The following is a 21,448-nucleotide window of genomic DNA, read 5'->3' as shown; positions in this document are numbered from 1 at the left end:
TGGTCCGGGATCTGTGGCGGATACAGATCTCCGCGGAGATTGCTGGTCCCAGATCTTTGGCGGATGTCGAGCTGCCCGCCTGGTTACTCGCCCAGCGACCACTCCGCCAGCTGCTGATCCGACTTCAGCCGCGCACGCTGGTGACGCATCGCTTGGTAGATATCGTCCAGCGTGGGTGAATCCGACAGGCCGGGCAATGCGGCCACCGCCTCAAGCCGGAAGCGCTCCTGCCATTCTGTCGTCGCATAAGCCACTTCCCACCAGTCCACGATCCGCCCGCGGGCGTCGCTCAGTGTCTCAGCGGAGGGCAGGCGATCCCCACCAACACCACCACCGTCTCCCACTCGAGATGTTCACGTCCGTTCGTGTCCGGACGTCGCTCGCGCAGCGTTACGACCACGGCGCGGGATCGCGCGAAGTTTTCGATTTCCCCGGCATGCACCGGATGGAAACCGCGCCGGTGATTTTCTTCCTCGTCGGAGCCGTGACGCAGGGTAATGATCAAATGCCCACCGGGCTTCAGCAGTTCGGTGAGGATGCGAAAGGCACGCTCCCGGGAACCCGGCGCCACATGCATCCACACGGCACTCAGCAGCACCAGGTCGAAACGGTGTCCCATCGCTCTAAGTGTCTTCAGGTCCGGCAAGCTGTCGTCCAGCCAGTTGACGTTAGGATGGGATTGACTCATGGCCTGCTCGCGCATGCCGGCACTGGGTTCCACGGCGATAACATCCCAGCCCTTTCCCGCCAGCCAGTTGGCGTCGCGGCCGGACCCGGCGCCGATGTCACAGGCAAACCCTGTGGTTCGCTCCTGCAGCAACGAGAGCCAGGGCGCGTGAACGACTTCCGGATTCATTGCGTTGTAGCGCGCAGCGCGTTCCGCTGCGTGACTGTCATAATCATCGGGCATGCGCTGGAGCATACGGTTTTTCGGCAGCTGATCAAGCCTTCCGGGATCAACCAGACACCGTCCTCAACCGGCCGGATGTCTGGGGCGAGCCATGGACAGACGCAGGGGCGTTTACAACGACTTTTTCTGGAAGTAGCTCACGCCGGGCAACCCTTCAAAATGATTATCAGAAGTCACCAGCTCTGCATCGTACTTGCGAGCACTGGCGTAGATGACCGCATCGGCAAAAGCGAGCTTGTGGGATAGCGACAGATCTGCGGGGTCATGCATGTACGGAGTGAAACTCTCTGCCAATATGCCCTCGGTAAGCCAATCGATCCAGCCGCAGGTATCCACCAGGGTCATTTGTAGCGCTCCAGGCGCTCGCCATGGTCTCGATATTTACCGGGATTGGCCCCCTTCAACAGCCCCCGCACCTCGTCCAGACGGCGAATGGGTGCCAGTACGATAGTGTCGCCCTTGGTAATGATCGCGAACTTCTGGCCAGCGTGAAGCTGCATCTCCTCGCGAATGGCCTTGGGGATAGACAGCTGGAACTTGCTGGACAGGGTGACAGATGGCATGCCGCCCTCCTTACGAAACTGTGATCATTAAGCATGTCGTAAAACACATCAGTTGTTGCTTTGAAGACAACGGGGTTTATGCGCGCCATCAGCCCCCTGACAGGCGCAACATTCCCTCCCGCTGAATCCGCAGTGGACGCGGCGAGCGGTCAACAGACAGCTTCACCTCCAGCCGGTAGGGCAATCCGCTTTGCGGCGGGTTGCTCATCAGATCGCGCAGCAGCGCCAGAGAGCCCAGCACGCCGGCGCTGGCTTCCAGGTCGACCACGTCCTCCCCGTAGCCGGGAATGCGCACCGGTTCGGCGCTGACCCCGGACAATACTCGCTGGTCGCGAAGGTACACCTGATAGTGCAGTCCATCGACATTCAGCGGCAGCGTATTCGGGTTGAGAACGCGCAGCTGCACCGCGAAGCGGGCCTCCATGCCGCGGGACGTCAGGGGCTTCAGTCCGACGAGATCAATCTCGGGCGCATCAAAATTGACCAGAGACGTGGCGCAGCCGGTCAGCAGGGCCAGCAGCGTCCCGAGGGCCAGTGGGAAAAGAGTCCGTCGCATGGTGCAATCCCGCAGGAAATTCGCGCACAGTGTAACCTGTAACGCTGTCACTGCGGGCAGCGCCGAAAACACCTATACTCGCGCAAAAACGCGCCGTGGTGGATGCACAAATGCCCCAAGCCCAGAAAAAACACATCCTCGAAACGCTGACAGCGCACCTGCAGAATTCGCCGCTGACTGTCGTTGAATGGGATCGCGACTTCCGCGTCACCTTCTGGTCTGGTCAGGCGGAGCAGATCTTCGGCTGGCAGGAAGAGGAGCTTCTCGGCAAGCACCCGACCGACTGGCGTTTCATGCACGAGGACGACGAAACCTCCGTCTCCGAGGTCATGCGCAACCTGGTCGGCGGCGGGGTCCCCAGAAACATCAGCAAGAACCGCAACTACACCCGCGACGGTCAGGTGCTGCACTGCGAATGGTACAACTCGGTGCTGACCGATGCGTCGGGCGAGGTCGTCTCGGTCCTGTCCCTGGTGCAGGATGTCACGGAAAAGGTGACGATGGAGGAACAGCTCCGTCAGCTGCAGAAAATGGAGGCCATCGGGCAGCTCACCGGCGGCGTGGCGCACGACTTCAACAACCTGCTCACTGTCATTCTCGGCAACGGCGAGCTGCTGACAGAAATGCTGGGGGACCAGCCGGATCTGGCTGTGCTCGCAGAGACGGTGACCAACGCAGCGCGTAAAGGTGCGGACCTGACTCACCAGCTACTGGCGTTTGCGCGACAGCAACCCCTGCAGCCGCAGCCAATCGACGTCAACACGCTGCTCGAGACCACGCGCGAACTGCTGGGCAGAACGCTGGGCGAACACATACAGCTGACGCTCGACCTCGGCAGGGATCTGCCGCCCGCGCTGGTCGATACCGGGCAGCTGGAGTCCGCTATTCTTAATCTCTGCCTGAACGCTCGCGACGCCATGCCGGAGAGTGGCCACCTGACGATCGAGAGCAGCTTCATCTTTCTCGACCAGGATTATGCTGACATGCATACAGAGGTCACCCCGGGCAACTATGTCCTTGTGGCGATCTCGGATACCGGCGAGGGCATCCCGTCAGACCGCCTCGAGAAAGTCTTTGAGCCGTTTTTCTCGACCAAGGGACCGGGAAAGGGCAGCGGGCTGGGACTGTCCATGGTGTTCGGTTTCGTCAAGCAGTCCCGCGGACATATCAAAATCTATTCCGAAGTGGGCGAGGGCACAACCGTGCGCATGTACCTGCCGCCGTCTCCGGAGAGTGCCGCACCGACCACCCGGCGACCCCCGGCCAATCCGAAGTCCGGCACGGAAACCATTCTGCTGGTGGAGGACGACGAACTGGTGCGCCAGTACGCCAGCACGCAGCTGTCGATGCTGGGCTATCGCGTCATGGTCGCAAGCAATGGGCTGGAGGCCATGGACATCGTCAACCAGCACGATGACATCGACCTGCTGTTCACGGATGTGGTCATGCCTGGCGGCATCAACGGTCCGACCCTGGCACGCCAGGCCTGCGAGCGGCGCCCGGGCCTGAAAGTTCTTTACACGTCGGGCTACACGCAGAATGCCATCGTACACCATGGCCGACTGGACGAGGGCGTGCTCCTGCTGAGCAAACCCTATCATCGCGCAGAGCTGGCGCGCATGGTGCGGCAGGCACTCGAAGAGCAGGCATAAGCACGCGTCAGCGTTTGTACTGCGTCGGGCAGTAGCCTCGACTGACCGCCGGATCGCGCAGGGCGCCGTGCTTGGTCTTGCGACCACTTACCCGCGCGCGCCACAGCCGAAAGGATCCGGGCTTGAGCTGGCGACGCATCAGTCGGATGACAGCGGCCTCATTGAGCCCGTAGAGGGCCTCGATGGCTTCAAACGGCGTCCGGTCTTCCCAGGCCATTTCGATAACGCGCGACGTATCGGCGGGGGAAAGACGTTTCATGACAGCACGTCAGTCATAGACCGAAGCATTCGCGCAATGCGGCATGCGCTCCCCCGACAGTGCCGCCAGCGCGTTGTCCACCGCCATATCGGCCATGCGCCGCCGCGTGGCGGCTGTTGCACTGCCGATGTGCGGCGTGAGCACCACATTGGGCAGGGTCAGGAGCGGATTATCCTGCGCTGCCGGTTCACGGGAGAAGACGTCGATACCCGCAGCCAGCAGGCGGCGGCCGGCGAGAGCGCTGGCCAGGGCCTCCTCATCCACAATACCGCCGCGCGCGGTGTTCACCAGCACCGCATCGCTTTTCATGAGCGCGATACGGTCGGCATTGATAAGGTTGCGCGTGTCATCACTTAGTGCCACAGTTATCACGACGAAATCGCTTCGTGCCAATAGATCTTCCAGTGACACCCGGGTGACATCCGGCACATCCCGCGGCGAGCGGTTCCAGCCCAGCACCTGCATGCCGAAACCGCTCGCGCGCTGCGCTACAGCAGTTCCGATGGCACCGAGCCCGACGATGCCGAGTGTTGCACCGGCGATATCCTTGCCGACAAAGAAGTCCGGCGACCAGGCGTTATCCGGTGTCCAGTGGCCCTGACGGATAAAGCGGTCGGCCTCGACCACGCGGCGCGAGGCCGCCATCAGCAGGGCAAAGGTGGTGTCGGCGGTGGTCTCCACCAGAACGCCGGGCGTATGCCCCACGGGAATCCCGCGTTCTGTTGCCGCAGTCAGGTCTATGTGGTCGACTCCCACCGACATGCTGGAAATGAAGCGCAGTTTCGGGAGCATCTCCAGCAGTGCGCGGTCGATGCGATCAGTGAGCAGGCAGACAACGCCATCGGCGTCGCTCAATTCCTTGCGCAATGCGGCGCCGGGAAGCAGGCCCGGGCCGAGCCAGACGTTCATGTCGCTCTGCTGGCACAGCGCGTGAATACGCTCGCCGGGGAGCTGATGGGTTACAAACACTTTATGCATGGCGGAAGCTTAGCCTATTCCGCCACGCAACATAACTGGAACCGGGCGTCTGTCGCACGGTCCCACAACGAGAGATAGCGAGTTATCAACACTATGGACGACAAGGTTTTTCTCAACGCCGACTTCTCCCGGCGAGTGGCAGTCGATACAGAAAAGATGGAGTGGACACCGAGCCCGGGTGGACATGTGCTCCGAAAGCGGCTTCACCTGGTGGGTCGCGCGGAAGCGGGGCAGGTTACATCGCTGGTACAGTATCTGCCGGACTCCGAATTCCCCGAGCACAATCACCCGGACGGTGAGGAGATCCTGGTACTTGAGGGCGTCTTCTCCGACGAGACGGGCGATTACCCGGCGGGATCCTACCTGCTGAATCCGGAGGGCTTCTCACACAAGCCGTTTTCCCGCGAGGGTTGTCTGCTGTTCGTGAAGCTCAGGCAGTACCCGGGGCAGGACCGCGAGCGCATTGCTGTGCAGACCGCCGACCAGCCCTGGCGCTCCAGCGTGCGCAAGGGCGCCAGCTGGAAGAAGCTCTATGCCCAGGAGCCCTATACGGACTTCTCACGCCTGGAGGCCTGGGACGAGCCGGCATCGCTGGGCCGCCTCAATTTCCCGGGCGGCGCGGAAATACTGGTCATTCGCGGCGAATTCAGTGATGAACACGGACACTACGGGCAGTACAGCTGGCTGCGCGTGCCGCAGGGCGGCAGCATCACGCCGACCTCGAACAGCTACTGCGAGGTGTTCATCAAGGAAGGCGGATTTGCTTACCTGCGCGCCGCCTGAGCTCGCCTGAAGAAAGACCTGCGGCCACACGCCGGGCGCGTTACTCACCCTGCCAGCGCGATACCGCCTCGCTGTGCAGGCCGAACAGGTCCAGTGCGCGCCCCACGCTCTGGGTGACCATCGCGTCGATGGAATCGGGCCGATTGTAGAACGCCGGCACTGGCGGGGCGATGATCGCGCCCATTTCGGTAACCTGGGTCATGCTGCGCAGGTGACCGAGATGCAGAGGGGTTTCGCGCACCATCAACACCAGGCGTCGCCGCTCTTTGAGCACCACGTCTGCAGCTCGGGAGAGAAGGGTAGAGGTCACACCGGACGCGATCTCCGACAGGCTGCGGATAGAGCAGGGCGCAATCAGCATGCCCTCGGTAATGAACGAGCCGCTGGCGATGGACGCACCGATGTTCTTTACCGCATGAACCTCACTGGCCAGTGCTTTCACCTCGGCGCTGGACATCTCCATTTCGTAATGCAGCGTGAGTTCCGCCGAGCGGCTCATCACCAGGTGCGTCTCCACCTGCGCGGCGCGCAGAAGCTCCAGTGCGCGAACGCCAAGTGCAATGCCGGACGCGCCGGTGATGCCTACGATGATTCTCTGGGTCATGGGGGTATTCGACGCTAGTGTTTTCCGCCAGCAATGGATTCTAGCATCTTTGCCATGTGCGCATGCAGCATCTGCATGCCCTTGAGCGGCCGCACCATGACCTTGAACTCGCAGATACGGCCATCCGGCGCAAAAGTCATGATGTCGACGCCATTGATCTCGATGCCGTCCACCGTGCAGGTGAATTCCAGCACCGCATGGTCTTTGGTGACCACCTCCTTGTCGTAGCGGAAGGTGTCATTGAACACGCTCATGGCGCTGGTGAGGTACATGAGGGTGCGTGGTTTGCCGACCTGGGGCGTGTGCACCACCGGCGAATGGAACACGCAGTCGTCAGAGATGATTTCCCCGAGACGGGCCGTATTCTTGCTGGCGACAATCTCGTGCCAGATGTCGATGGCCTGCATGCTTGGCTCCTTGGCTCATGGGGTCAGGTCCGAATGGGGCCGAGCCCCATGCGGACCTGACCCCACCAGAAAGGATTGTATCGCCTGCAGCGCCACCGGTTCCATGAGCGTGGGCGCATGCCCGACCCTCGGCACTTCCACCACCTGAAGGTCGGAATCCATATCGCGCATGCGCGCGACACAATCCGCCGCGAGAATGTCGGAGAGCTCGCCGCGTACCACCAGCATCGGGATATCGACAATGGCCTCGAACAGTGGCCACAGATTCGGAGGCACCGCGCCGGAATCCGCATCGGTCATGGCCTTGGAGATTGCGGGATCGTAGGCAAGCACCGGCACACCATCGCGCTCCACATACAGCGCCCGGGCAAACGCCAGCCAGTCGTCATCCGTGTAGTCGGGGAAGGCCTCGCCGTTGATTTCCCGGGTGCGGGCCACGGCATCGTCCCAGTTGCGCGCGGGCGCCACCTTGCCGACGTAATTCTGAATGCGCGCCAGGCCCCTGGGGTCGATCTCCGGTCCGATGTCATTGATGACCATCCCAACGATACGCGAGGGCTGCTGGCTCGCCATAATGAATGACATCAGGCCGCCCATGGAGGTCCCGATCAGCACCACCTTGTTGATGGCCAGCGTGTCCAGCAGATGAAACATGTCGTCCGCATAGGTGAGCGGGGTGTAGTTGGCCGGGTTGCTGTCGTAGTCGGAGCGGCCACGACCGCGCTGTTCGGCCACGATTACCCGGCGATCCGCGGCCAGGGTGGCGGCAATTCCCGCGAAATCCGCGGAGTTGCGCGACAGGCCATGCATGCACAGCACCGGCGGCAACCCGGAGGTCGCCGGCCCCGGGTAATCCCGGGCGTACAGACGCAGCCCGTCGGGACTCTGGTACCAAACGTCGCGGTATTCACTCATAAACGCGCTCTCCATATTGTTGCCGCAGTTCGCGTTTGAGTATCTTGCCATTCGGGTTGCGAGGCAACTCATCCACCAGCAGCAGGTCCGCCAGGCGCTGCTGCCTGCCCAGGCGCTGGTTGGCCCAGTCCAGCAGCTCCGCGGGCACAAGCGACTGTGCCGCCACCACGAGCGCCAGCGGCGTCTCACCCCAGCGGCGGCTGGGCACGCCAATAACAGCGACGTCGTCCACACCCGGGTGGGTATAGAGCTCGGCCTCGATATCCTGCGGGTAGATGTTCTGGCCGCCCGAGAGAATCATGTCTTTCTTGCGATCAACGATATACAGAAAGCCCTCGGCATCCACATAGCCGATATCACCGGAGCGCAGCCAGACCCTGCCATCACCATCCCGGTAGCAGGCATCGGCATTGGCCGCGTCCCGCTGCCAGTAACCGGGCATGGTGATGCGTCCGCGGGAGACGATCTCGCCTGCAGTCCCCGGCGCACAATGTTCATCATTATCGTCGATAATGGCGATATCTGTTCCGATCAGCGGCCTTCCCACCGACTGCCAGCGACCCTCGGCATCCTCCGGATCCAGCGTTGTGATAATGCCCTCGGTCAACCCGTAGAGCTCGATAATGCCACAGGGAAACTCGGCGAAAATAGCCTGCTTGAGGGTCTCGTGCAGCGGCGAACCGCAGCTCATCATGCCCTGCATGCTGGACAGGTCCCGGGGCCGTTCGCGCTGGGCGGCGACCACGCGCTGGAACTGGATCGGCACCATCGCGGTGTGGGTAATACCCAGATCCTGCACTGAATCCAGGAAACCCTCCGCATCAAAGCGCTCATGCACGACCAGGGTGCCACCGGCAAGCACCGTACACAGCATCGCCACCCAGGAGATGTTGGAGTACAGCCCGATGGTCAGCAGCGTTCTCGCTGCCCCGTGGTAACGCAGCGCAATGGCCAGGTCGTAGGCCCAGTCACGCCGACCTCGATGGGTGTGCAGAATACCTTTCGGCAATCCGGTCGTGCCCGAGCTGTAAATGATGTTCAGCGGCGCCTCCGGGTCCAGCGCGATGGCTGGCAGATGCGCCGGCTGACCCTCGCACAGGGCGCTCAGGCGCTCCCAGCCATCGGCCCCGCCATCAGCCCATGCATACGCTCCATCGTTATCACTGCACAGCAGCAGCACCAGCGACGCCGGCAGCCGGTCGCGCAGGGCATCCACCCGTCGCCGCTGGTCTGGCGTGACCACCAGGGCGCGCACCCCGGCGTCCTCGAGCATGGCGAGCATCGCGTCATCGGAGACCGACAGGTTCAGCGGCACGGAGACCGCGCCTGCGGCCAGAGTACCGAACAGGGCCTGGACCATCGGCAACCCGTTGCTCATGACGACGCCGACGCGATCGCCGGGATGAATGCCCCGTGCCGCGAGGCCGTGGGCAAAGCGGTGGTTGGCCGCGCAGAAGGCGCGCCAGTCGAGCCGCTCGTCGCCGCAGATCACCGCGTCGCGGCTGCCCCGCCACTTGCCGTGGAGCGCAAGAATCTCGGGCAGCAGCGGGGCCTCAGAAGGAAAGACTGTCACGGTGTGGCTCCCCGCGGGCTAGAAGCGGTACTCGACCGTGGCCGTCCAGGTGCGCGGTGGCGCGAAGAACACCGTCGTGTTGTTCTCAAGACCCAGTCTCGACGGACAGCCACCGTCACCGAAACAGTAGCCGGCAGTCTTCACGTCCTCGTCAGTCAGGTTCTTGCCGTGCAGGCCAAGCATCCAGGACTCGTCCATGCTGGTCCAGACCACGCTGGCATTGATCAGGTCGTAGGCCTCCTGGTCGATGACCGGCGCCGGCAACTCGAACTGGGTAATGTCGCCCTTGTAGGACCAGTTGGCCATGAGGCGCAGGTCACCGTCGCGCAGAGGGGTCACGTAGGTGGCGCCGATGAACGCCATTTCCTCCGGCGTGTTCTGGATAGCGCGCTGGTCCGAGACATCAACACCGTTCACCAGCCACTCATCAATCGAGGTGTCGAGCAGGCTGGCTGAGAACTGCATGCTGAAGTTTTCGGTCAACAGCACGTTACCCTCGATTTCCAGGCCGGAAATGGTGGACTCGGCGGCATTAGTGACGGTGCCGACAAAGGTGTCATTGACGCCATCACCGTCGCTGTCCGCACCGACCGACCCCGGAATCTGCATGTCCGAATACTCGCTGTAGAACAGGGCAATGTTGGTGATCGCCCGCCCCTCCAGCCAGGTGGCCTTGAAGCCCAGCTCAAAGGAATCCAGCTCCTCGGCGTCAAAACCGCGCTCTACCTCGGGGGTGGCGAAGTTGGCGCCCCGGGGATCGAAGCTGCCGGCCTTCCAGCCCTGGCTGTAGCCCGCATACACGGTCATGTCGTCGTTCAGCAGGTAGCTGACGTTCACCCGTGGAGAGAAATCGTAGAACGTCCGGCTGGCCTCGAAATCACTGGTCGCAGCCAGCAGCACAGCGCTATCGTTGCCGAGGAAGGGCGAACCGGTCCCGAGATAGTTACCGCGGAAGATATCCGCATCGCGCTGATCCTCGGTGTAACGGCCGCCCACTGATACCGACAGCTGCGGCGTGAGGTTGTAGGTGACGTCGGCAAACGCCGACCAGGCCTCGGTTTTCACCGTACCGCCGGTGTAGGCGGTGATGCCGCCGGGGGCGAGCTGTCCGAGCACCACATCAAAGTCGTTCGCCGCCTCGACGTCGAGGTAGTAGTAACCGAGCACGGCGTTCCAGCGATCACTGTTGAACAGCAGCTGGAATTCCTGGCTGGTCTGCTCGTTGTCGTAGATGACCGGCGCATCGAAGTCGGGCACGGCGAGGCCGTCGAAATCGATCACGGATTCCGTGTAGTCTTCCCGCGCAGAGGTAATCGAGCGCAGGGTAATCTGCTCATTGAGCTGGTAGTCGATGGACAGGGACCAGCCCTCGGTCTGCACCTCGTTGTTGCCATTGATACCCGCAGTGGTCGGCAGAACGCTGGCCCCCGCCGTGGTGTCGCGCACGTTGTTCAGCACCGGCTGGCCGCTGACCGCGCCGGGGAAAGGCCGGTAGCCTGCAACCGGCGAAGAGTCGTCCTGGGTGTTGTCATAGGCGGCGCGGATCAACAGGTTTTCCGTTGGCTCGAACTCGGCGCTAAGGCGGTAGCCGAAGATGTCCTTGTCGTACTGTTCGCCGCCGGTGAAGAGGTTCTTGCCAAAGCCATCGCGGTCAAACGAGGCCACGGTCGCACCCACACGGAAGGTGTCCGATACCGGCACAGACACGGTGCCCACCAGATCCACCTGATCATAGTCACCATAGGAGGCACGAACACTGCCCTCCAGTTCGTTAGACAGGCGTCGTGTCACGTACTTGATGGCACCGCCGACCGCGTTGCGACCGTAAAGTGTACCCTGCGGACCGCGAAGCACCTCGATGCGCTCGACATCGTAGATATCCAGCAGGGCGCCCTGGGGTCGGGCGAGATACACATCATCCAGGTAGAGGGCCACGCCCTGTTCGAAACCTGCCAGCGGGTCCTGCTGGCCGATGCCGCGGATGAAGGCGGTCAGCGTCGTGTTGGTGGCCCGCGACGGCTCGAGCGTCACGCTCGGTATGGACTGCGCCAGTTCCGTGATATCAGAGGCGCCGCGCAGTCTCAGCTCAAGGCCCGAGATCGCGGTTACCGCAATCGGCACATCCTGCAGGTTTTCCGAGCGACGACGCGCGGTCACCACCACTTCCTCCAGGGAAAGACCGGGACTCTGGGCGAGCGCTGGCAGCGTCGGCAGATACAGCGCAGAAGCCACCGCAGTGGCGAGGACGAGCGGTTGTCTAACAGGCTTGTGTGTCATGGCGATGTCCTTGTGTCGAGCATTATGCGTTATTGGGTCGGGCCGCGTAGGTTGGGCCGCACAGGCCGGGCCGCGTAGGCTGGGCCGCACAGGCCGGACCGCTTCGGCCGCGTTTCAACAGTTGTTGAATGGCTTGAGCGTATTCAACGCATGTTGAATTGTCAAGCAGATCGAAGGTGAGCTTGCGGATGATCCCGCGCATTGCCGGACGCCGTGACGCCCGGCAATCAGGTCGCTTTCAACGGGTGCGTTGTGCTCTCAGGATAATAATACCGCCCAGCCCCCCCTCCGGGGTGCCGCCGATGATGCCCTGGGAGGGCAGGCACAGAAAAAGCACCTGCGGCTCGGCAAAGCCCACCGCACGGCACTGGTCGAGGATGTTCCACCCGGGAATCGTGAATACCAGCACGCCCTCGCGCTTGACCGGGTCGCCGTGGTACTCCGGCGGCAGCAGGTGCTCGATACTGCCGTCCTCGCGCAGGCGCGCCCGCTCTATCCCCTCGTCGCGCTTGAAGGCAAAGGGAAAAGTGGACAGCAGCACCCCGCCGGTGTCGAGCACGCGGTGGATTTCGCCAAGCACCTTCGGCAGGTCGGGCACATGCTCGAAGATGTCATTCACCAGCACGGCGTCGAAGCTGCGCTCGGCAAAACTCAGCTGCCCCAGGTCTTGGTGCGGCACCGAGGAGAAGTGGCGCTGCACGGGCTTGCCCTCAAGGTACTCAGAACCCTGAAAGCCCGGATAGTGCTCGCGCAGTCTCCTTGCGAGTGTGCTCAGGTACTCCGGCGCGTAGACACGGGCGGAGTCCGCCGACAGCTCACGCTCGCGCAATTCGCGCTTGAGTTCATGCCAAACCGCACGCTGGCGCGAGTTGAGTCCATGCGCGTTCAGCCCTTCCCGATAGGACTCGCCCAGACCCTCAATCGCCGAGGGGCGTACCCAGTCGCCGTCAAACTGGAAGCCCTGTTCCAGCACCCCCTGTGCCGTTGCATTCACGGCATCAGGCAGGTAAAAACGCCGGTTCCGGGCCATGAACTGCTGCCAGGCCGCGCGACTGTCAAAGGCCATGCGGCAATCCTGATGATCTATCCCTCCAGCCAGCGGCCGTGGCCACCGCTCGATCATGCGCTGCAGTGGCGCCAGTGCGGCATCGCCAGTGCGCAGCTCTGCCTCCGCAGTGTCCTGCCAGAACGCATCCAGGCGCTCGCGAACCGCGTTGATCTCGGTGGCCTCGAGCGCGTCGTGGACGTCCAGCCACTGCTGCTCGCGCCGGTCGATGCTGCGCTCGGACACGGGCTGCGGATCCGTGGCCAGCTCGCGATCACCGTGCACATGCTCCTTCGGCGTCAGCCGATGAAAATCCAGCATTTCCGGAACAAATGGCAGGCGCACCGCGTCACACAGCCGGCGCAGCATCGGCTCCGGGGCGCGGGTCAATGCCTCGTAGGCGTACACCGCGGAGGGATGGCGCCGATACAGATCCGCAAGCAGCAGCGTCGCCTCGCGCGACCGCGTAACCCAGCGCGTATAGCTGCGCGGGTTGAGGGTCATCTGCTCGTTCCCCCATTCCTCCCGTCCGGTCTGGATAAACGACAGATAGGAGTGGCGATAACAGCGCACGGTCCACAGCACATCAATCCGGCAGCGGCTTTCATTGTGCTGCAGAAAGCGCGCCAGCCACTGGATACCGAGAAAATCCACCGTGGTTTCCTTGAGCACCAGCACCCGGGCATTGCCGCGGCGAGGAAGTTCAAAGTGCGTCAGCAGCGCGTCGGGGCTGAGCTCGGGGGATGGACGCTGCTCGCGATTGCGATTCCATGGCTCAAAACAGGTGTCAACGTCGGGGTGTGCGGCAAGCAGCGAGGTCACCAGCGTGGTACCGGAGCGGGGCAAGCCAATAATGGCGATGATCTTGTCTATCACGAGCGGCCTTCTGTCTAATGAGGCAGGGTGGTTTGAATCTGACTGTCCTGGGGTTCGGATCGGAGCTGACGCTAGCGCAGTGTGATGACACATCGCCGGTACCGAGAATACCACAAGCGGCGCCAGCACCGGTCTGCGGCATGCCACGGAACGTGGGTCGCAGCGGTTCCGCAGTGTCGGTAAAACCCGGGTCGACACGCATGAGTGCCGTCATGGAAGAAGTGCCCCAGATCGTGGATTCGGGGCAGTGCTGGGGGACGCCCGCTGGCGTGAAGACGGCTGAAGCGCGGGTCAGGTCCCGAGGGACCTGACCCGGCAGGGGTGGGGACTAGAACTGTGGCAGCAACACGCTGTCGATCAGCCAGACAACACCGTTATCCGTTCGCACACCCTGACAGGTCACCGCAGCACCATTCACCCGTGTATGACCATCCACGAACTCGTACGCGACACGCTGGCCTTCCAGAAGGGTGTTGCGCCGTACGGCGGACCAGTGAAGGCGCGGATCGCGTCGACCTGCGGACACGTGGTAAGTCAGGACCTGCGTCAATACGTCAGGATCCGCGAGGATCGCATCCAGGACACCCGGCGGCAGGGCGGCAAACGCATCGTTGGTGGGTGCGTAAACCGTAATGTCCTGTGTCTCGGCCAGTGCATCGGCGAGTCCGGCGGCAACAACGGCGTCGACCAGCGTCGACAGCTCCGGAGTCGCAATTGCCGCATCAACCACACTCCCGTTGAATACGGCACGCGGCGTTGAGACGCAGGAGGCGAAGGCTTCATTGGCCTGGGCCTGCACGCCGCCCATCAGGCCCACTGCAGTGGCGGAGCCGAGGACGAACTGCTTGATTGTTTTTCTGTATGACATGCTTGATCTCCTTGACACTGGTATGAAGAACAGGTTTCGAAGGGCATCACCGGTTGCTGATGCGTCATAACGCCTCAGAACACGGCAAGCCACTGATGATTACGCTTCACGGTTGCGAGTCGATTGTGCGCCGGAAATATCAACAGAAGTATTTTTTTATTTGTATATTCAGAGAGTTACTTTATTTCAAGCGCAACCTGACACGGTTGTGTCCGCATTTTCACAAGAGGCACAGACCTATGGAGTCAGGTCAGATTCGGGCCTGACCCCGTAAGCGGAAATCGGCCGCGTCACCAGCAATCCCATCAGCCCGAAGGCCAGCGACGCAAGAATGCCATAGGTGGCGGAGATCGCCGGATTCTCCACGCCCAGCGCCAGGTTGAACAGCAGGTGCAGCACGAGCCCGATGGCCGCCGCACCCAGCACCACCCACAGGGGAATGTGCCGCCTCACCAGCACCCCGAACAGCACCGGCACCAGCGATGCGGCGGCCAGCCCGTAGACGCCCTTCTGCGCAAACAGGCCGATCAGCGGCGGTGGGTTCCACGCCAGCGCCAGCCCGATCACCCCGACCCCCACCAGCACCCAGCGCGATAGCGCCAGACCATCGCTGCCGCCCTCGCGGGCAAAGGGCTTGACGATATCCGTGACCACCATGGCCGACAGGGACACCAGGATGCCGTCCAGGGTGCTCATTCCCGCCGCCAGCAGCGTGACGAAAATGAAGACCAGCAGGTATTCGCCCCAGACCGATGTGCCGAACTCGTGCAGCAGATAATCGCGCACCACCGTGTCCTGGGAATCGATCTCCAGTCCCGCCAGACGCGCGTAAAAGCCGATCATGAGCATCAGCGTGAACAGCGCACCCACCACCACCGTGGTGCCGATAAACCAGCCAATATCCCGCTCGCTGCGCAGGTATAGCACCTTGGTGAGAATGTGGGGCTGCAGCATGAGCGCAAAGGTCACCACGAAGCCGCTGACAAACACGGAGAAGAAATCGAAGTAGAGCGAGCTGTCCTCGTTGAACGCCGACGCATAGTCAGCGCTCACTCGCGCGAGAGAGCCTAGAAAATCTCCCTCGAAATACTTCACACCGAGCACAAACAGCAGCACGGTGACCAGCAGCATCATGATGCCCTGCAGGGTGTTGGTGTAGGCGTGGGCGTAGGTGCCACCCATGAGCACGTAGGAGAAGACGAACAGCAGCACACCGACCAGGGCGGTTTTCTGGTCCACCGGGAACAGGCCCGTCACCAGCAGGCTGCAGCCGACCAGGATCAGCACCACAAAGGTCACCGACAGCAGATTGATGAACGCGAAGAACAGGCTGAAGCCGCGGTGGTTGTAGCGGTAGAAGATCCACTGGGGTATTGTCAGGGCCTTGTGCGTCTCACCCAGGCGCAGGAACCCGCGCGTCAGGACCAGAAAAGCAGCGGTAATGCCCAGCGAGCCGGCGACGCCAAAATGCAGGTAGGCAGACAGGCCATGCTGGTAGACAAACCCCGGGTTGATGACAAAGGTCGCGGTGGAGGCAATCGATGCCGCCAGCGTGATACCCACCACCACCGGGCTCATGTCCTTGTTGCCAATGGAAAAGCCCTGCACGCTATCTGTGCGCCGCATGCCGATTATGGACAGCCCGTAGACCAGCAGCGCGTAGCCGCCAACCAGCAGGTATTTGAACAATTCAGGTGTCATCGTCACTGCGCTCGTGTTATTTTCCGACAGCGTATTCAACAAGTGTTGAATACGCAACCACGAATGCCGCGGAGCAAGGGAAACAGCGCATGACGGTGGCCAGAAATCGCAGCAAGCGGGAACGCATCCTGGATGTTGCGGAGGAACTCTTCGCCCTGCACGGCTATGACGGCGTCACCCTGCGACGTATCGCGACCAGTGCCAGGGTGGACGTGGCGCTGGCGAGCTACCACTTTGGCAAGAAACTCGACCTGTTCAAGGCGGTGTTCGAGCGCCGCGCGGCCTACCTGAACGAATCGCGACGCGAGGCGCTGCAGCGCTGTCAGCGGGAGGCTGGGGTCGAGGGACCCAGCGTGGAGCAGATTATCGAGGCCTTTCTGCGGCCGCTGGAGCTGGCACAGGAAACCGGCGACGCGGGCTGGCGCCATTACCTGGCGCTGATCGCCTATATCAACAACTCGCCCTACTGGGGCCCCAAGATGATGTCATCGCTGTTTGATGACCTGGTGCTGGAGTTTATCGACGCGCTGCGCAAGGCCCTGCCCGGTGCCAGCGACGACAACCTGTACTGGTGCTACAACAACCTGTCAGGCGCACTTACGCTCACGCTGGCACAGACGGGGCGCATCGACAAACTGTCGGGGGGTACCTGTCGCTCGGCGGATTTCCAGGCCGCCTACGACCACATGATTCCCTTCGTGGCGGCAGGCTTCCGGCAAGTCTGTGCCCCCGCCACCGCGGGGGCCCCGGCAGAATAACGCCGGCTTCAATCCGCGGCGCGGATGAACGCCGCCAGATCACGCCGGTACTTCTCCAGTGACGGCTTGTGCAGGTACATCATGTGGCCCGCCTCGTAGTAGGCCTCAGTGATATTCCCGCGCAGGGACTCCGGCAGTTCCATGTGGTCGAGGAAATAGCGCGTCGCGCCCACCGGCGTAGCCAGGTCGAAGTAGCCCTGCTGGATCAGCAGGCGCATGTTCGGGTTCTGCGTCATGGCGTAGGCCAGGTCCACCGCGGTGTTGCCCACCGGCTGCATGCCTACCGGCCCGGGATGGCGGTGTTCCTGCCCCCAGTCGCGCCACAGGCCGGCGGAGGTGACATAGGTCATGTCGGTCTTCACGCCGAGGACTTCGCGGTAGTAATCGTTGAAGGCCGCAACGAAGGCCGGACCCACCGAGGGGAAAAACGGATCGTAGCTGAAGCGCTCGCCGATGTGATTCAGGGCATCGCCGACAAAGCGGGAATCGATGCGTCCGACCGTCTTGCGCTGATCGCGCAGCAGTTCCTTGGCGAAGCGTGACTCGTCGATGCGCAGGTTGGCGCGGTCCCAGTAGTCGGCGCTGATACCGGTCAGGCGCTGCAGCCCGTCAAGGGCGGCCTGACGCTCCTCGTCAGTGGCGCGCCGCCCCTTCATCAGCACCGGGGCATAGGTATCCATGGCAAAGGCTTCCGCCTCGTCCAGCATGGTCTGCAGGTCATCGGGGCGGAACTCGCTCACGCCGTGATACCAGGCGGTGGCCGCATAGGTGCTGATGTAGTTGATATAGGGCAGATCGTTTGCTGTACCCGCGTTACCGGCGATGTAATCCATGTATGGCGACACCAGGATTACACCTTCAAGCGCGATACTGTGACGGGACAGCAGGTCGTAGGAGACACCGCCGCTGCGAATACCGCCGTAACTTTCGCCCAGCAGGTACTTCGGTGACGCCCAGCGGCCGGCCTCGGTGACGTAGCGCGCGATAAAGTCGGACACGCTGCGGATATCGTTATCGACCCCCCAGAAGTCCTTGCTGTCGCCCTTGCCCACCGCGCGGGAAAACCCGGTGCCCACCGGGTCGATCATCACCAGATCGGCGCGGTCGAGAATGCTGAACTCGTTGTTCACCGACCGGAACGGGCCGTTGGTAGTGAAGGCCGTGTCTTCCACGTCGGCACGCTTCGGCCCGAGAATCCCCATGTGCAGCCACATGGAAGCGGAGCCGGGCCCGCCGTTGTAGGCAAACAGAATGGGACGCTCACCCTTGTCGACGCCATCGCGGGTATAGGCGGTGTAGCCAAAGTGCGCAATGGGGTCGCCGTCATCATTTTTCATGACCAGCGTGCCGGCGGTGGCGGTGTAATCGATGGTCCTGCCATCGATACGCACACTGCCGCTGCTCTCGGCGTGCAGTGGCTCGGGCATGTCGGCGGCAGGGGATTCATGCTTGCCTGCAGGCTTCTCACCATGACTGTCATCGTGATGATCGGCATACAGCGGGCTGGACAGCGCCAGCAGCAGTGCGAAGGGCAGCAGCAGGGATCGTTGCAGGACTGGTGTCATATCAGGGTCTCTTGGTGTTGAGGTGAAACGGAGTGTAGCAGGAGCCTCGGGGGGGTTGCAGAGCGCGGCAATCATGACGAGCGCGGCCCTGGCGAATTCACTGCGAGGCCCGCTAAAGCTCCTGCTCGGACTGGAATTCCCGGGTAATACGCATTTCCGCCTCGAAGCGCCGGGCGCCGCGGTCCCGCGACAGCGAGCCCAGGCGATCGCGAAAGCGCTGCCGGCGATAGTGCGCCACGAGCCGGGGAAAGCGCTCGGGCTCTTCCTCACCGGCAATCAGTGCCTCGATCAGCGCAATATCAATGCCAACGCGGTAGGCAATGCGGCTGGGGCGGATCTTGTTGGCGTGAAACTCAGCGACAATGCGCACCTGCTTGTCGCGGTCGTAGTGGCACTCCCGCGAGTAACCGAAAGGGGGTGACGGGGTGCGCGTGTCCTGTGTCGGCATGGTCTCTGTCAGGGTCCTGTATCGGTGCGGCGAACTACCGCATCAAGTTAAACACAGTGGCGGGTTAACCTGCCACGCTGCAGGGCCTATACTGAAAAACTCAGTGCCAGAACAGCAATCGTCATCTTCCCGATAACGGGCCCAGGAGGGCAGTCATGAACGCGCCAGCATCAGCGACCCAGGATAACGATATCGCACACGAACTGCAGGCCATGCTCAAGCGCCAGCAGGAGGCCTACCTCGCCGAGGGTGCCGTCAGCGCAGAGGCGCGGATCGACCGCATCGACCGCGGCATCGACGTGGTCTATGCCAATCGCGACCGCATTGTGGAGGCACTGAACAGTGACTTCAGCTGCCGGTCCCGGGAAGTGACGCTGATGACCGATGTCGCCGCCTCGCTCGGCCCCCTCAAGCACGCACGCAAGCACCTTCGCGACTGGATGCGTGGCGAGAAACGCTCCACGATGTTCCCGCTGAACCTGCTCGGCGGTCGCTCGCGGGTGGAGTACCAGCCCCTGGGCGTGGTCGGCGTGATTTCGCCCTGGAACTTCCCGGTCAACCTGACCTTCGGGCCATTGGCGGGCATTCTGGCTGCCGGCAACCGCGCCATGATCAAGCCCTCCGAATTCACGCCCGCCACGGCCGAGCTGATGGCGGAGATGGTGGCGAGCGCCTGGTCACCGGAAGAGGTGGCTATCGCCACTGGCGGGCCCGAGGTGGGCCAGGCCTTCTCGGCGCTGCCCTTTGACCACCTGCTGTTCACCGGCGCTACCGGCGTCGCGCGTCACATCATGGCGGCCGCAGCGAAGAACCTGGTGCCGGTCACGCTGGAGCTGGGCGGCAAGTCGCCGGTGATCGTCTCGCGCAGCGCGGATATCGACAGCGCCATGGAGCGCGTCATGCTCGGCAAGACGCTGAACGCCGGGCAGATCTGCCTGGCGCCGGACTACCTGCTGGTGCCGGAAGAGAAGCTGGAAGAGGTGGTCGCCGCGGCGCAGGCAGCGGTGCAGCGCATGTACCCGCGCCTGCTGGACAACCCGGAGTACACCGCCATCGTCAACGACCGCCACTACCAGCGCCTCACCGGCTACCTGGCGGAAATCGCCGAACGCGGTGTCAGTACCGTGGTCATCAACCCGGCCGACGAGGATTTCGACGTGCAGCAGGGATCGCGCAAGATCGCACCGACGCTGATCCCGCAGCCACCGCTGGACACGGCCGTCATGCAGGAGGAGCTGTTCGGCCCGCTGCTGCCGATCATGACCTACAAGGACTTCGACGAGACCATCCGCCACATCAACAGCCAGCCGAGACCGCTGGCGGCGTATTATTTCGGCAGCGACGGCGAGGAAGAGCGCGCTGTGCTGGAGCGCACGACCTCCGGCGGCGTCTGTATCAACGATGTGATGATGCACGTGATGCAGGAAGACCTGCCCTTCGGCGGTGTCGGCCCCAGCGGCATGGGGGCCTACCACGGTGAGGACGGCTTCCGCCGCTTCAGCCACGCCAAGGCAATCTACCGCCAGACAAAGCTCAACATCGGGCGCATTGGCGGCATGCTGCCTCCTTACGGCCCTGCCACCGAAAAAACCATCAAGATGCAGGTCAAGCCCTGAGGTGAGCCCCGTATGCGATGCCCCTCCTATGTTACGCGCGTTCTTGGCGTGCTGCTGTCCCTCGCGTGTACGGCGGCCTTTGGTGCGGCAGCGGACGCCAGGCGGGAGGACGGGAAACCCATGACAGCGGAAACCCGGCCCATTGTCATCGCCCACCGCGGAGCCAGTGGCTATCTGCCGGAGCACACGCTGCCGGCAAAGGCGCTGGCGCACGGTATGGGTGCCGACTTCCTGGAGCAGGATATTGTCCTGACCAAGGACGCGGTACCGATAGTACTGCACGATATCCTGCTGGACAGCACTACCAACGTCGCCACTGTTTTTCCTGACCGGGCACGGGCCGATGGTCATTTCTATGCCATCGACTTCACGCTGACCGAGATCCGCGAGCTGCGCGCCCACGAACGCCGCGCACCGGGCGAGGGTGACAGCACGGCTTTTCCCGCCCGATTCCCCGCAGGCCCAGGGCTCTCCGGCGTACCGACGCTGGCCGAGGAGATACAGCTTATCGAGGGCCTCAACCGCAGCCGTGGCATGCGCACCGGCCTGTATATCGAGCTCAAGGCGCCACAGTTCCACAAGGCCGAGGGCATGGACATTGCCCGGGCGGTGCTGGATGTCCTCAAGGACGCGGGACTGGCCGAAGCAAGTGACCGAATCTACCTGCAGTGCTTCGATCCGCCAACCCTGCAATACCTGAAGGACACGCTCCAGACCTCACTGCCACTCATTCAGCTGATCGGCGACAACAGCTGGGGCGAGGACGGGGACACCAATTACGATTATCTGCGCACGGACGAGGGCCTTGCAGAGATAGCACGGTACGCCGATGGCATAGGCCCCTGGATACTGCAGATCTACAGTGGCAGGGACGAAAGCGGTGAGGCCATGGTCACCGACCTGGTGGCACGGGCCCATCGCGCCGGCCTGCTTGTGCACCCCTTCACTTTTCGTCGTGATGCCCTGCCTCCCGGCATCAGCACGTATCGGGAACTGCTCGAACTCTTCATCGGCCAGGTCGGCGTGGACGGCGTCTTCACCGACTTCCCTGACCTGACCGTCAACTACCTGGAGTCTGTTACCACCCCATGATC

22 protein-coding genes are annotated in these 21,448 nt (G+C 62.7%); 5 read left to right on the top strand and 17 right to left on the bottom strand.

What is annotated here, in order from left to right; all coding sequences use genetic code 11:
- Positions 1–83: 83 nt before the first annotated feature.
- The 5 genes from EV688_RS11385 to EV688_RS11365 all read right to left on the bottom strand — a co-directional run bounded on the left by EV688_RS11385 (position 84) and on the right by EV688_RS11365 (position 2,029).
- Complete coding sequence (locus EV688_RS11385) at positions 84–269, bottom strand: hypothetical protein (RefSeq protein WP_117318219.1); 186 nt, start codon at positions 267–269, stop codon at positions 84–86.
- A 20-nt stretch (positions 270–289) separates the two neighbouring features.
- Positions 290–922: a class I SAM-dependent methyltransferase gene (locus EV688_RS11380; protein ID WP_117318221.1), complete on the bottom strand. Its 633-nt coding sequence runs from the start codon at positions 920–922 to the stop codon at positions 290–292.
- Positions 923–1,021: 99 nt separating this feature from the next.
- Positions 1,022–1,255, bottom strand: coding sequence for a PIN domain-containing protein (locus EV688_RS11375; protein ID WP_117318223.1), 234 nt, complete (start codon positions 1,253–1,255; stop codon positions 1,022–1,024).
- Entirely contained in the window at positions 1,252–1,473 is a 222-nt protein-coding gene (locus tag EV688_RS11370) for an AbrB/MazE/SpoVT family DNA-binding domain-containing protein (RefSeq protein ID WP_117318225.1), read from the bottom strand. The genes EV688_RS11375 and EV688_RS11370 overlap by 4 nt, the downstream gene beginning before the upstream one ends.
- 88 nt (positions 1,474–1,561) lie before the next feature.
- Positions 1,562–2,029 (bottom strand): LEA/WHy family protein, encoded by a 468-nt coding sequence (locus tag EV688_RS11365; protein WP_117318227.1) that lies wholly within the window; start codon positions 2,027–2,029, stop codon positions 1,562–1,564.
- Between the two features lie 110 nt (positions 2,030–2,139).
- On the opposite strand from EV688_RS11365, the gene EV688_RS11360 reads away from it, so the two are divergent.
- The gene (locus tag EV688_RS11360; RefSeq protein WP_117318229.1) at positions 2,140–3,681 is read left to right on the top strand and encodes a PAS domain S-box protein; all 1,542 of its coding nucleotides are present in this window, start codon (positions 2,140–2,142) and stop codon (positions 3,679–3,681) included.
- A 7-nt stretch (positions 3,682–3,688) separates the two neighbouring features.
- On the opposite strand, the gene EV688_RS11355 is transcribed toward EV688_RS11360, so the two are convergent.
- On the bottom strand, positions 3,689–3,940 hold the full coding sequence (locus EV688_RS11355; RefSeq protein ID WP_117318231.1) for a TIGR03643 family protein: 252 nt from the start codon (positions 3,938–3,940) through the stop codon (positions 3,689–3,691).
- A 9-nt stretch (positions 3,941–3,949) separates the two neighbouring features.
- Entirely contained in the window at positions 3,950–4,918 is a 969-nt protein-coding gene (locus EV688_RS11350) for a 2-hydroxyacid dehydrogenase (RefSeq protein WP_117318233.1), read from the bottom strand.
- A gap of 93 nt (positions 4,919–5,011) precedes the next feature.
- On the opposite strand from EV688_RS11350, the gene EV688_RS11345 reads away from it, so the two are divergent.
- Complete coding sequence (locus EV688_RS11345; protein WP_117318235.1) at positions 5,012–5,701, top strand: cupin domain-containing protein; 690 nt, start codon at positions 5,012–5,014, stop codon at positions 5,699–5,701.
- Positions 5,702–5,741: 40 nt separating this feature from the next.
- Here EV688_RS11345 and EV688_RS11340 read toward each other — a convergent pair whose 3' ends face one another.
- The 8 genes from EV688_RS11340 to EV688_RS11305 form a co-directional block, all read right to left on the bottom strand.
- A complete protein-coding gene (locus tag EV688_RS11340; RefSeq protein WP_117318237.1) occupies positions 5,742–6,305 on the bottom strand; it encodes a UbiX family flavin prenyltransferase in 564 nt (187 codons plus the stop codon).
- 14 nt (positions 6,306–6,319) lie between these two features.
- Positions 6,320–6,712: a nuclear transport factor 2 family protein gene (locus EV688_RS11335; RefSeq protein ID WP_117318239.1), complete on the bottom strand. Its 393-nt coding sequence runs from the start codon at positions 6,710–6,712 to the stop codon at positions 6,320–6,322.
- 15 nt (positions 6,713–6,727) lie between these two features.
- The gene (locus EV688_RS11330; RefSeq protein WP_117318240.1) at positions 6,728–7,627 is read right to left on the bottom strand and encodes an alpha/beta fold hydrolase; all 900 of its coding nucleotides are present in this window, start codon (positions 7,625–7,627) and stop codon (positions 6,728–6,730) included.
- Positions 7,620–9,200 (bottom strand): class I adenylate-forming enzyme family protein, encoded by a 1,581-nt coding sequence (locus tag EV688_RS11325; protein ID WP_117318242.1) that lies wholly within the window; start codon positions 9,198–9,200, stop codon positions 7,620–7,622. Before EV688_RS11325 ends, EV688_RS11330 begins: the two co-directional genes overlap by 8 nt.
- Positions 9,201–9,218: 18 nt before the next feature.
- Complete coding sequence (locus tag EV688_RS11320; protein ID WP_117318244.1) at positions 9,219–11,477, bottom strand: TonB-dependent receptor; 2,259 nt, start codon at positions 11,475–11,477, stop codon at positions 9,219–9,221.
- A gap of 238 nt (positions 11,478–11,715) precedes the next feature.
- The gene (locus EV688_RS11315; protein WP_162883923.1) at positions 11,716–13,398 is read right to left on the bottom strand and encodes a sulfotransferase; all 1,683 of its coding nucleotides are present in this window, start codon (positions 13,396–13,398) and stop codon (positions 11,716–11,718) included.
- Positions 13,399–13,726: 328 nt separating this feature from the next.
- Positions 13,727–14,266, bottom strand: coding sequence for a fasciclin domain-containing protein (locus EV688_RS11310; RefSeq protein ID WP_117318247.1), 540 nt, complete (start codon positions 14,264–14,266; stop codon positions 13,727–13,729).
- Between the two features lie 237 nt (positions 14,267–14,503).
- On the bottom strand, positions 14,504–15,967 hold the full coding sequence (locus tag EV688_RS11305; protein WP_117318249.1) for a sodium:solute symporter family transporter: 1,464 nt from the start codon (positions 15,965–15,967) through the stop codon (positions 14,504–14,506).
- An 89-nt stretch (positions 15,968–16,056) separates the two neighbouring features.
- On the opposite strand from EV688_RS11305, the gene EV688_RS11300 reads away from it, so the two are divergent.
- Entirely contained in the window at positions 16,057–16,725 is a 669-nt protein-coding gene (locus EV688_RS11300) for a TetR/AcrR family transcriptional regulator (RefSeq protein ID WP_117318251.1), read from the top strand.
- 8 nt (positions 16,726–16,733) lie between these two features.
- Here the strand turns inward: EV688_RS11300 and EV688_RS11295 are convergent, their stop codons facing one another.
- Positions 16,734–18,290, bottom strand: coding sequence for a S10 family peptidase (locus tag EV688_RS11295; protein ID WP_117318253.1), 1,557 nt, complete (start codon positions 18,288–18,290; stop codon positions 16,734–16,736).
- A 112-nt stretch (positions 18,291–18,402) separates the two neighbouring features.
- A complete protein-coding gene (locus EV688_RS11290; RefSeq protein WP_117318255.1) occupies positions 18,403–18,738 on the bottom strand; it encodes a hypothetical protein in 336 nt (111 codons plus the stop codon).
- A gap of 155 nt (positions 18,739–18,893) precedes the next feature.
- Between EV688_RS11290 and EV688_RS11285 the strand changes: the two genes are divergently transcribed.
- On the top strand, positions 18,894–20,354 hold the full coding sequence (locus EV688_RS11285) for a coniferyl aldehyde dehydrogenase (RefSeq protein ID WP_117318257.1): 1,461 nt from the start codon (positions 18,894–18,896) through the stop codon (positions 20,352–20,354).
- Positions 20,355–20,366: 12 nt separating this feature from the next.
- Positions 20,367–21,446, top strand: coding sequence for a glycerophosphodiester phosphodiesterase (gene glpQ, locus EV688_RS11280; RefSeq protein ID WP_117318259.1), 1,080 nt, complete (start codon positions 20,367–20,369; stop codon positions 21,444–21,446).
- Positions 21,447–21,448: the final 2 nt, after the last annotated feature.

Origin of the sequence: Chromatocurvus halotolerans (assembly GCF_004340525.1) — a bacterium.
Lineage (GTDB): Bacteria > Pseudomonadota > Gammaproteobacteria > Pseudomonadales > Halieaceae > Chromatocurvus > Chromatocurvus halotolerans.
The sequence above is the reverse complement of the archived record's forward strand: the minus strand, read 5'-3'. Positions and strand labels throughout refer to the sequence as shown.

Coding starts and splice junctions, on each gene's coding strand:
- EV688_RS11285 (WP_117318257.1), top strand. CDS start 18,894: ATGAACGCGCCAGCATCAGCGACCCAGGATAACGATATCGCACACGAA.
- EV688_RS11340 (WP_117318237.1), bottom strand. CDS start 6,305: ATGACCCAGAGAATCATCGTAGGCATCACCGGCGCGTCCGGCATTGCA.
- EV688_RS11335 (WP_117318239.1), bottom strand. CDS start 6,712: ATGCAGGCCATCGACATCTGGCACGAGATTGTCGCCAGCAAGAATACG.
- EV688_RS11290 (WP_117318255.1), bottom strand. CDS start 18,738: ATGCCGACACAGGACACGCGCACCCCGTCACCCCCTTTCGGTTACTCG.
- EV688_RS11350 (WP_117318233.1), bottom strand. CDS start 4,918: ATGCATAAAGTGTTTGTAACCCATCAGCTCCCCGGCGAGCGTATTCAC.
- EV688_RS11300 (WP_117318251.1), top strand. CDS start 16,057: ATGACGGTGGCCAGAAATCGCAGCAAGCGGGAACGCATCCTGGATGTT.
- EV688_RS11295 (WP_117318253.1), bottom strand. CDS start 18,290: ATGACACCAGTCCTGCAACGATCCCTGCTGCTGCCCTTCGCACTGCTG.
- EV688_RS11355 (WP_117318231.1), bottom strand. CDS start 3,940: ATGAAACGTCTTTCCCCCGCCGATACGTCGCGCGTTATCGAAATGGCC.
- EV688_RS11310 (WP_117318247.1), bottom strand. CDS start 14,266: ATGTCATACAGAAAAACAATCAAGCAGTTCGTCCTCGGCTCCGCCACT.
- EV688_RS11360 (WP_117318229.1), top strand. CDS start 2,140: ATGCCCCAAGCCCAGAAAAAACACATCCTCGAAACGCTGACAGCGCAC.
- glpQ (WP_117318259.1), top strand. CDS start 20,367: ATGCGATGCCCCTCCTATGTTACGCGCGTTCTTGGCGTGCTGCTGTCC.
- EV688_RS11320 (WP_117318244.1), bottom strand. CDS start 11,477: ATGACACACAAGCCTGTTAGACAACCGCTCGTCCTCGCCACTGCGGTG.
- EV688_RS11305 (WP_117318249.1), bottom strand. CDS start 15,967: ATGACACCTGAATTGTTCAAATACCTGCTGGTTGGCGGCTACGCGCTG.
- EV688_RS11370 (WP_117318225.1), bottom strand. CDS start 1,473: ATGCCATCTGTCACCCTGTCCAGCAAGTTCCAGCTGTCTATCCCCAAG.
- EV688_RS11365 (WP_117318227.1), bottom strand. CDS start 2,029: ATGCGACGGACTCTTTTCCCACTGGCCCTCGGGACGCTGCTGGCCCTG.
- EV688_RS11330 (WP_117318240.1), bottom strand. CDS start 7,627: ATGAGTGAATACCGCGACGTTTGGTACCAGAGTCCCGACGGGCTGCGT.
- EV688_RS11345 (WP_117318235.1), top strand. CDS start 5,012: ATGGACGACAAGGTTTTTCTCAACGCCGACTTCTCCCGGCGAGTGGCA.
- EV688_RS11375 (WP_117318223.1), bottom strand. CDS start 1,255: ATGACCCTGGTGGATACCTGCGGCTGGATCGATTGGCTTACCGAGGGC.
- EV688_RS11380 (WP_117318221.1), bottom strand. CDS start 922: ATGCTCCAGCGCATGCCCGATGATTATGACAGTCACGCAGCGGAACGC.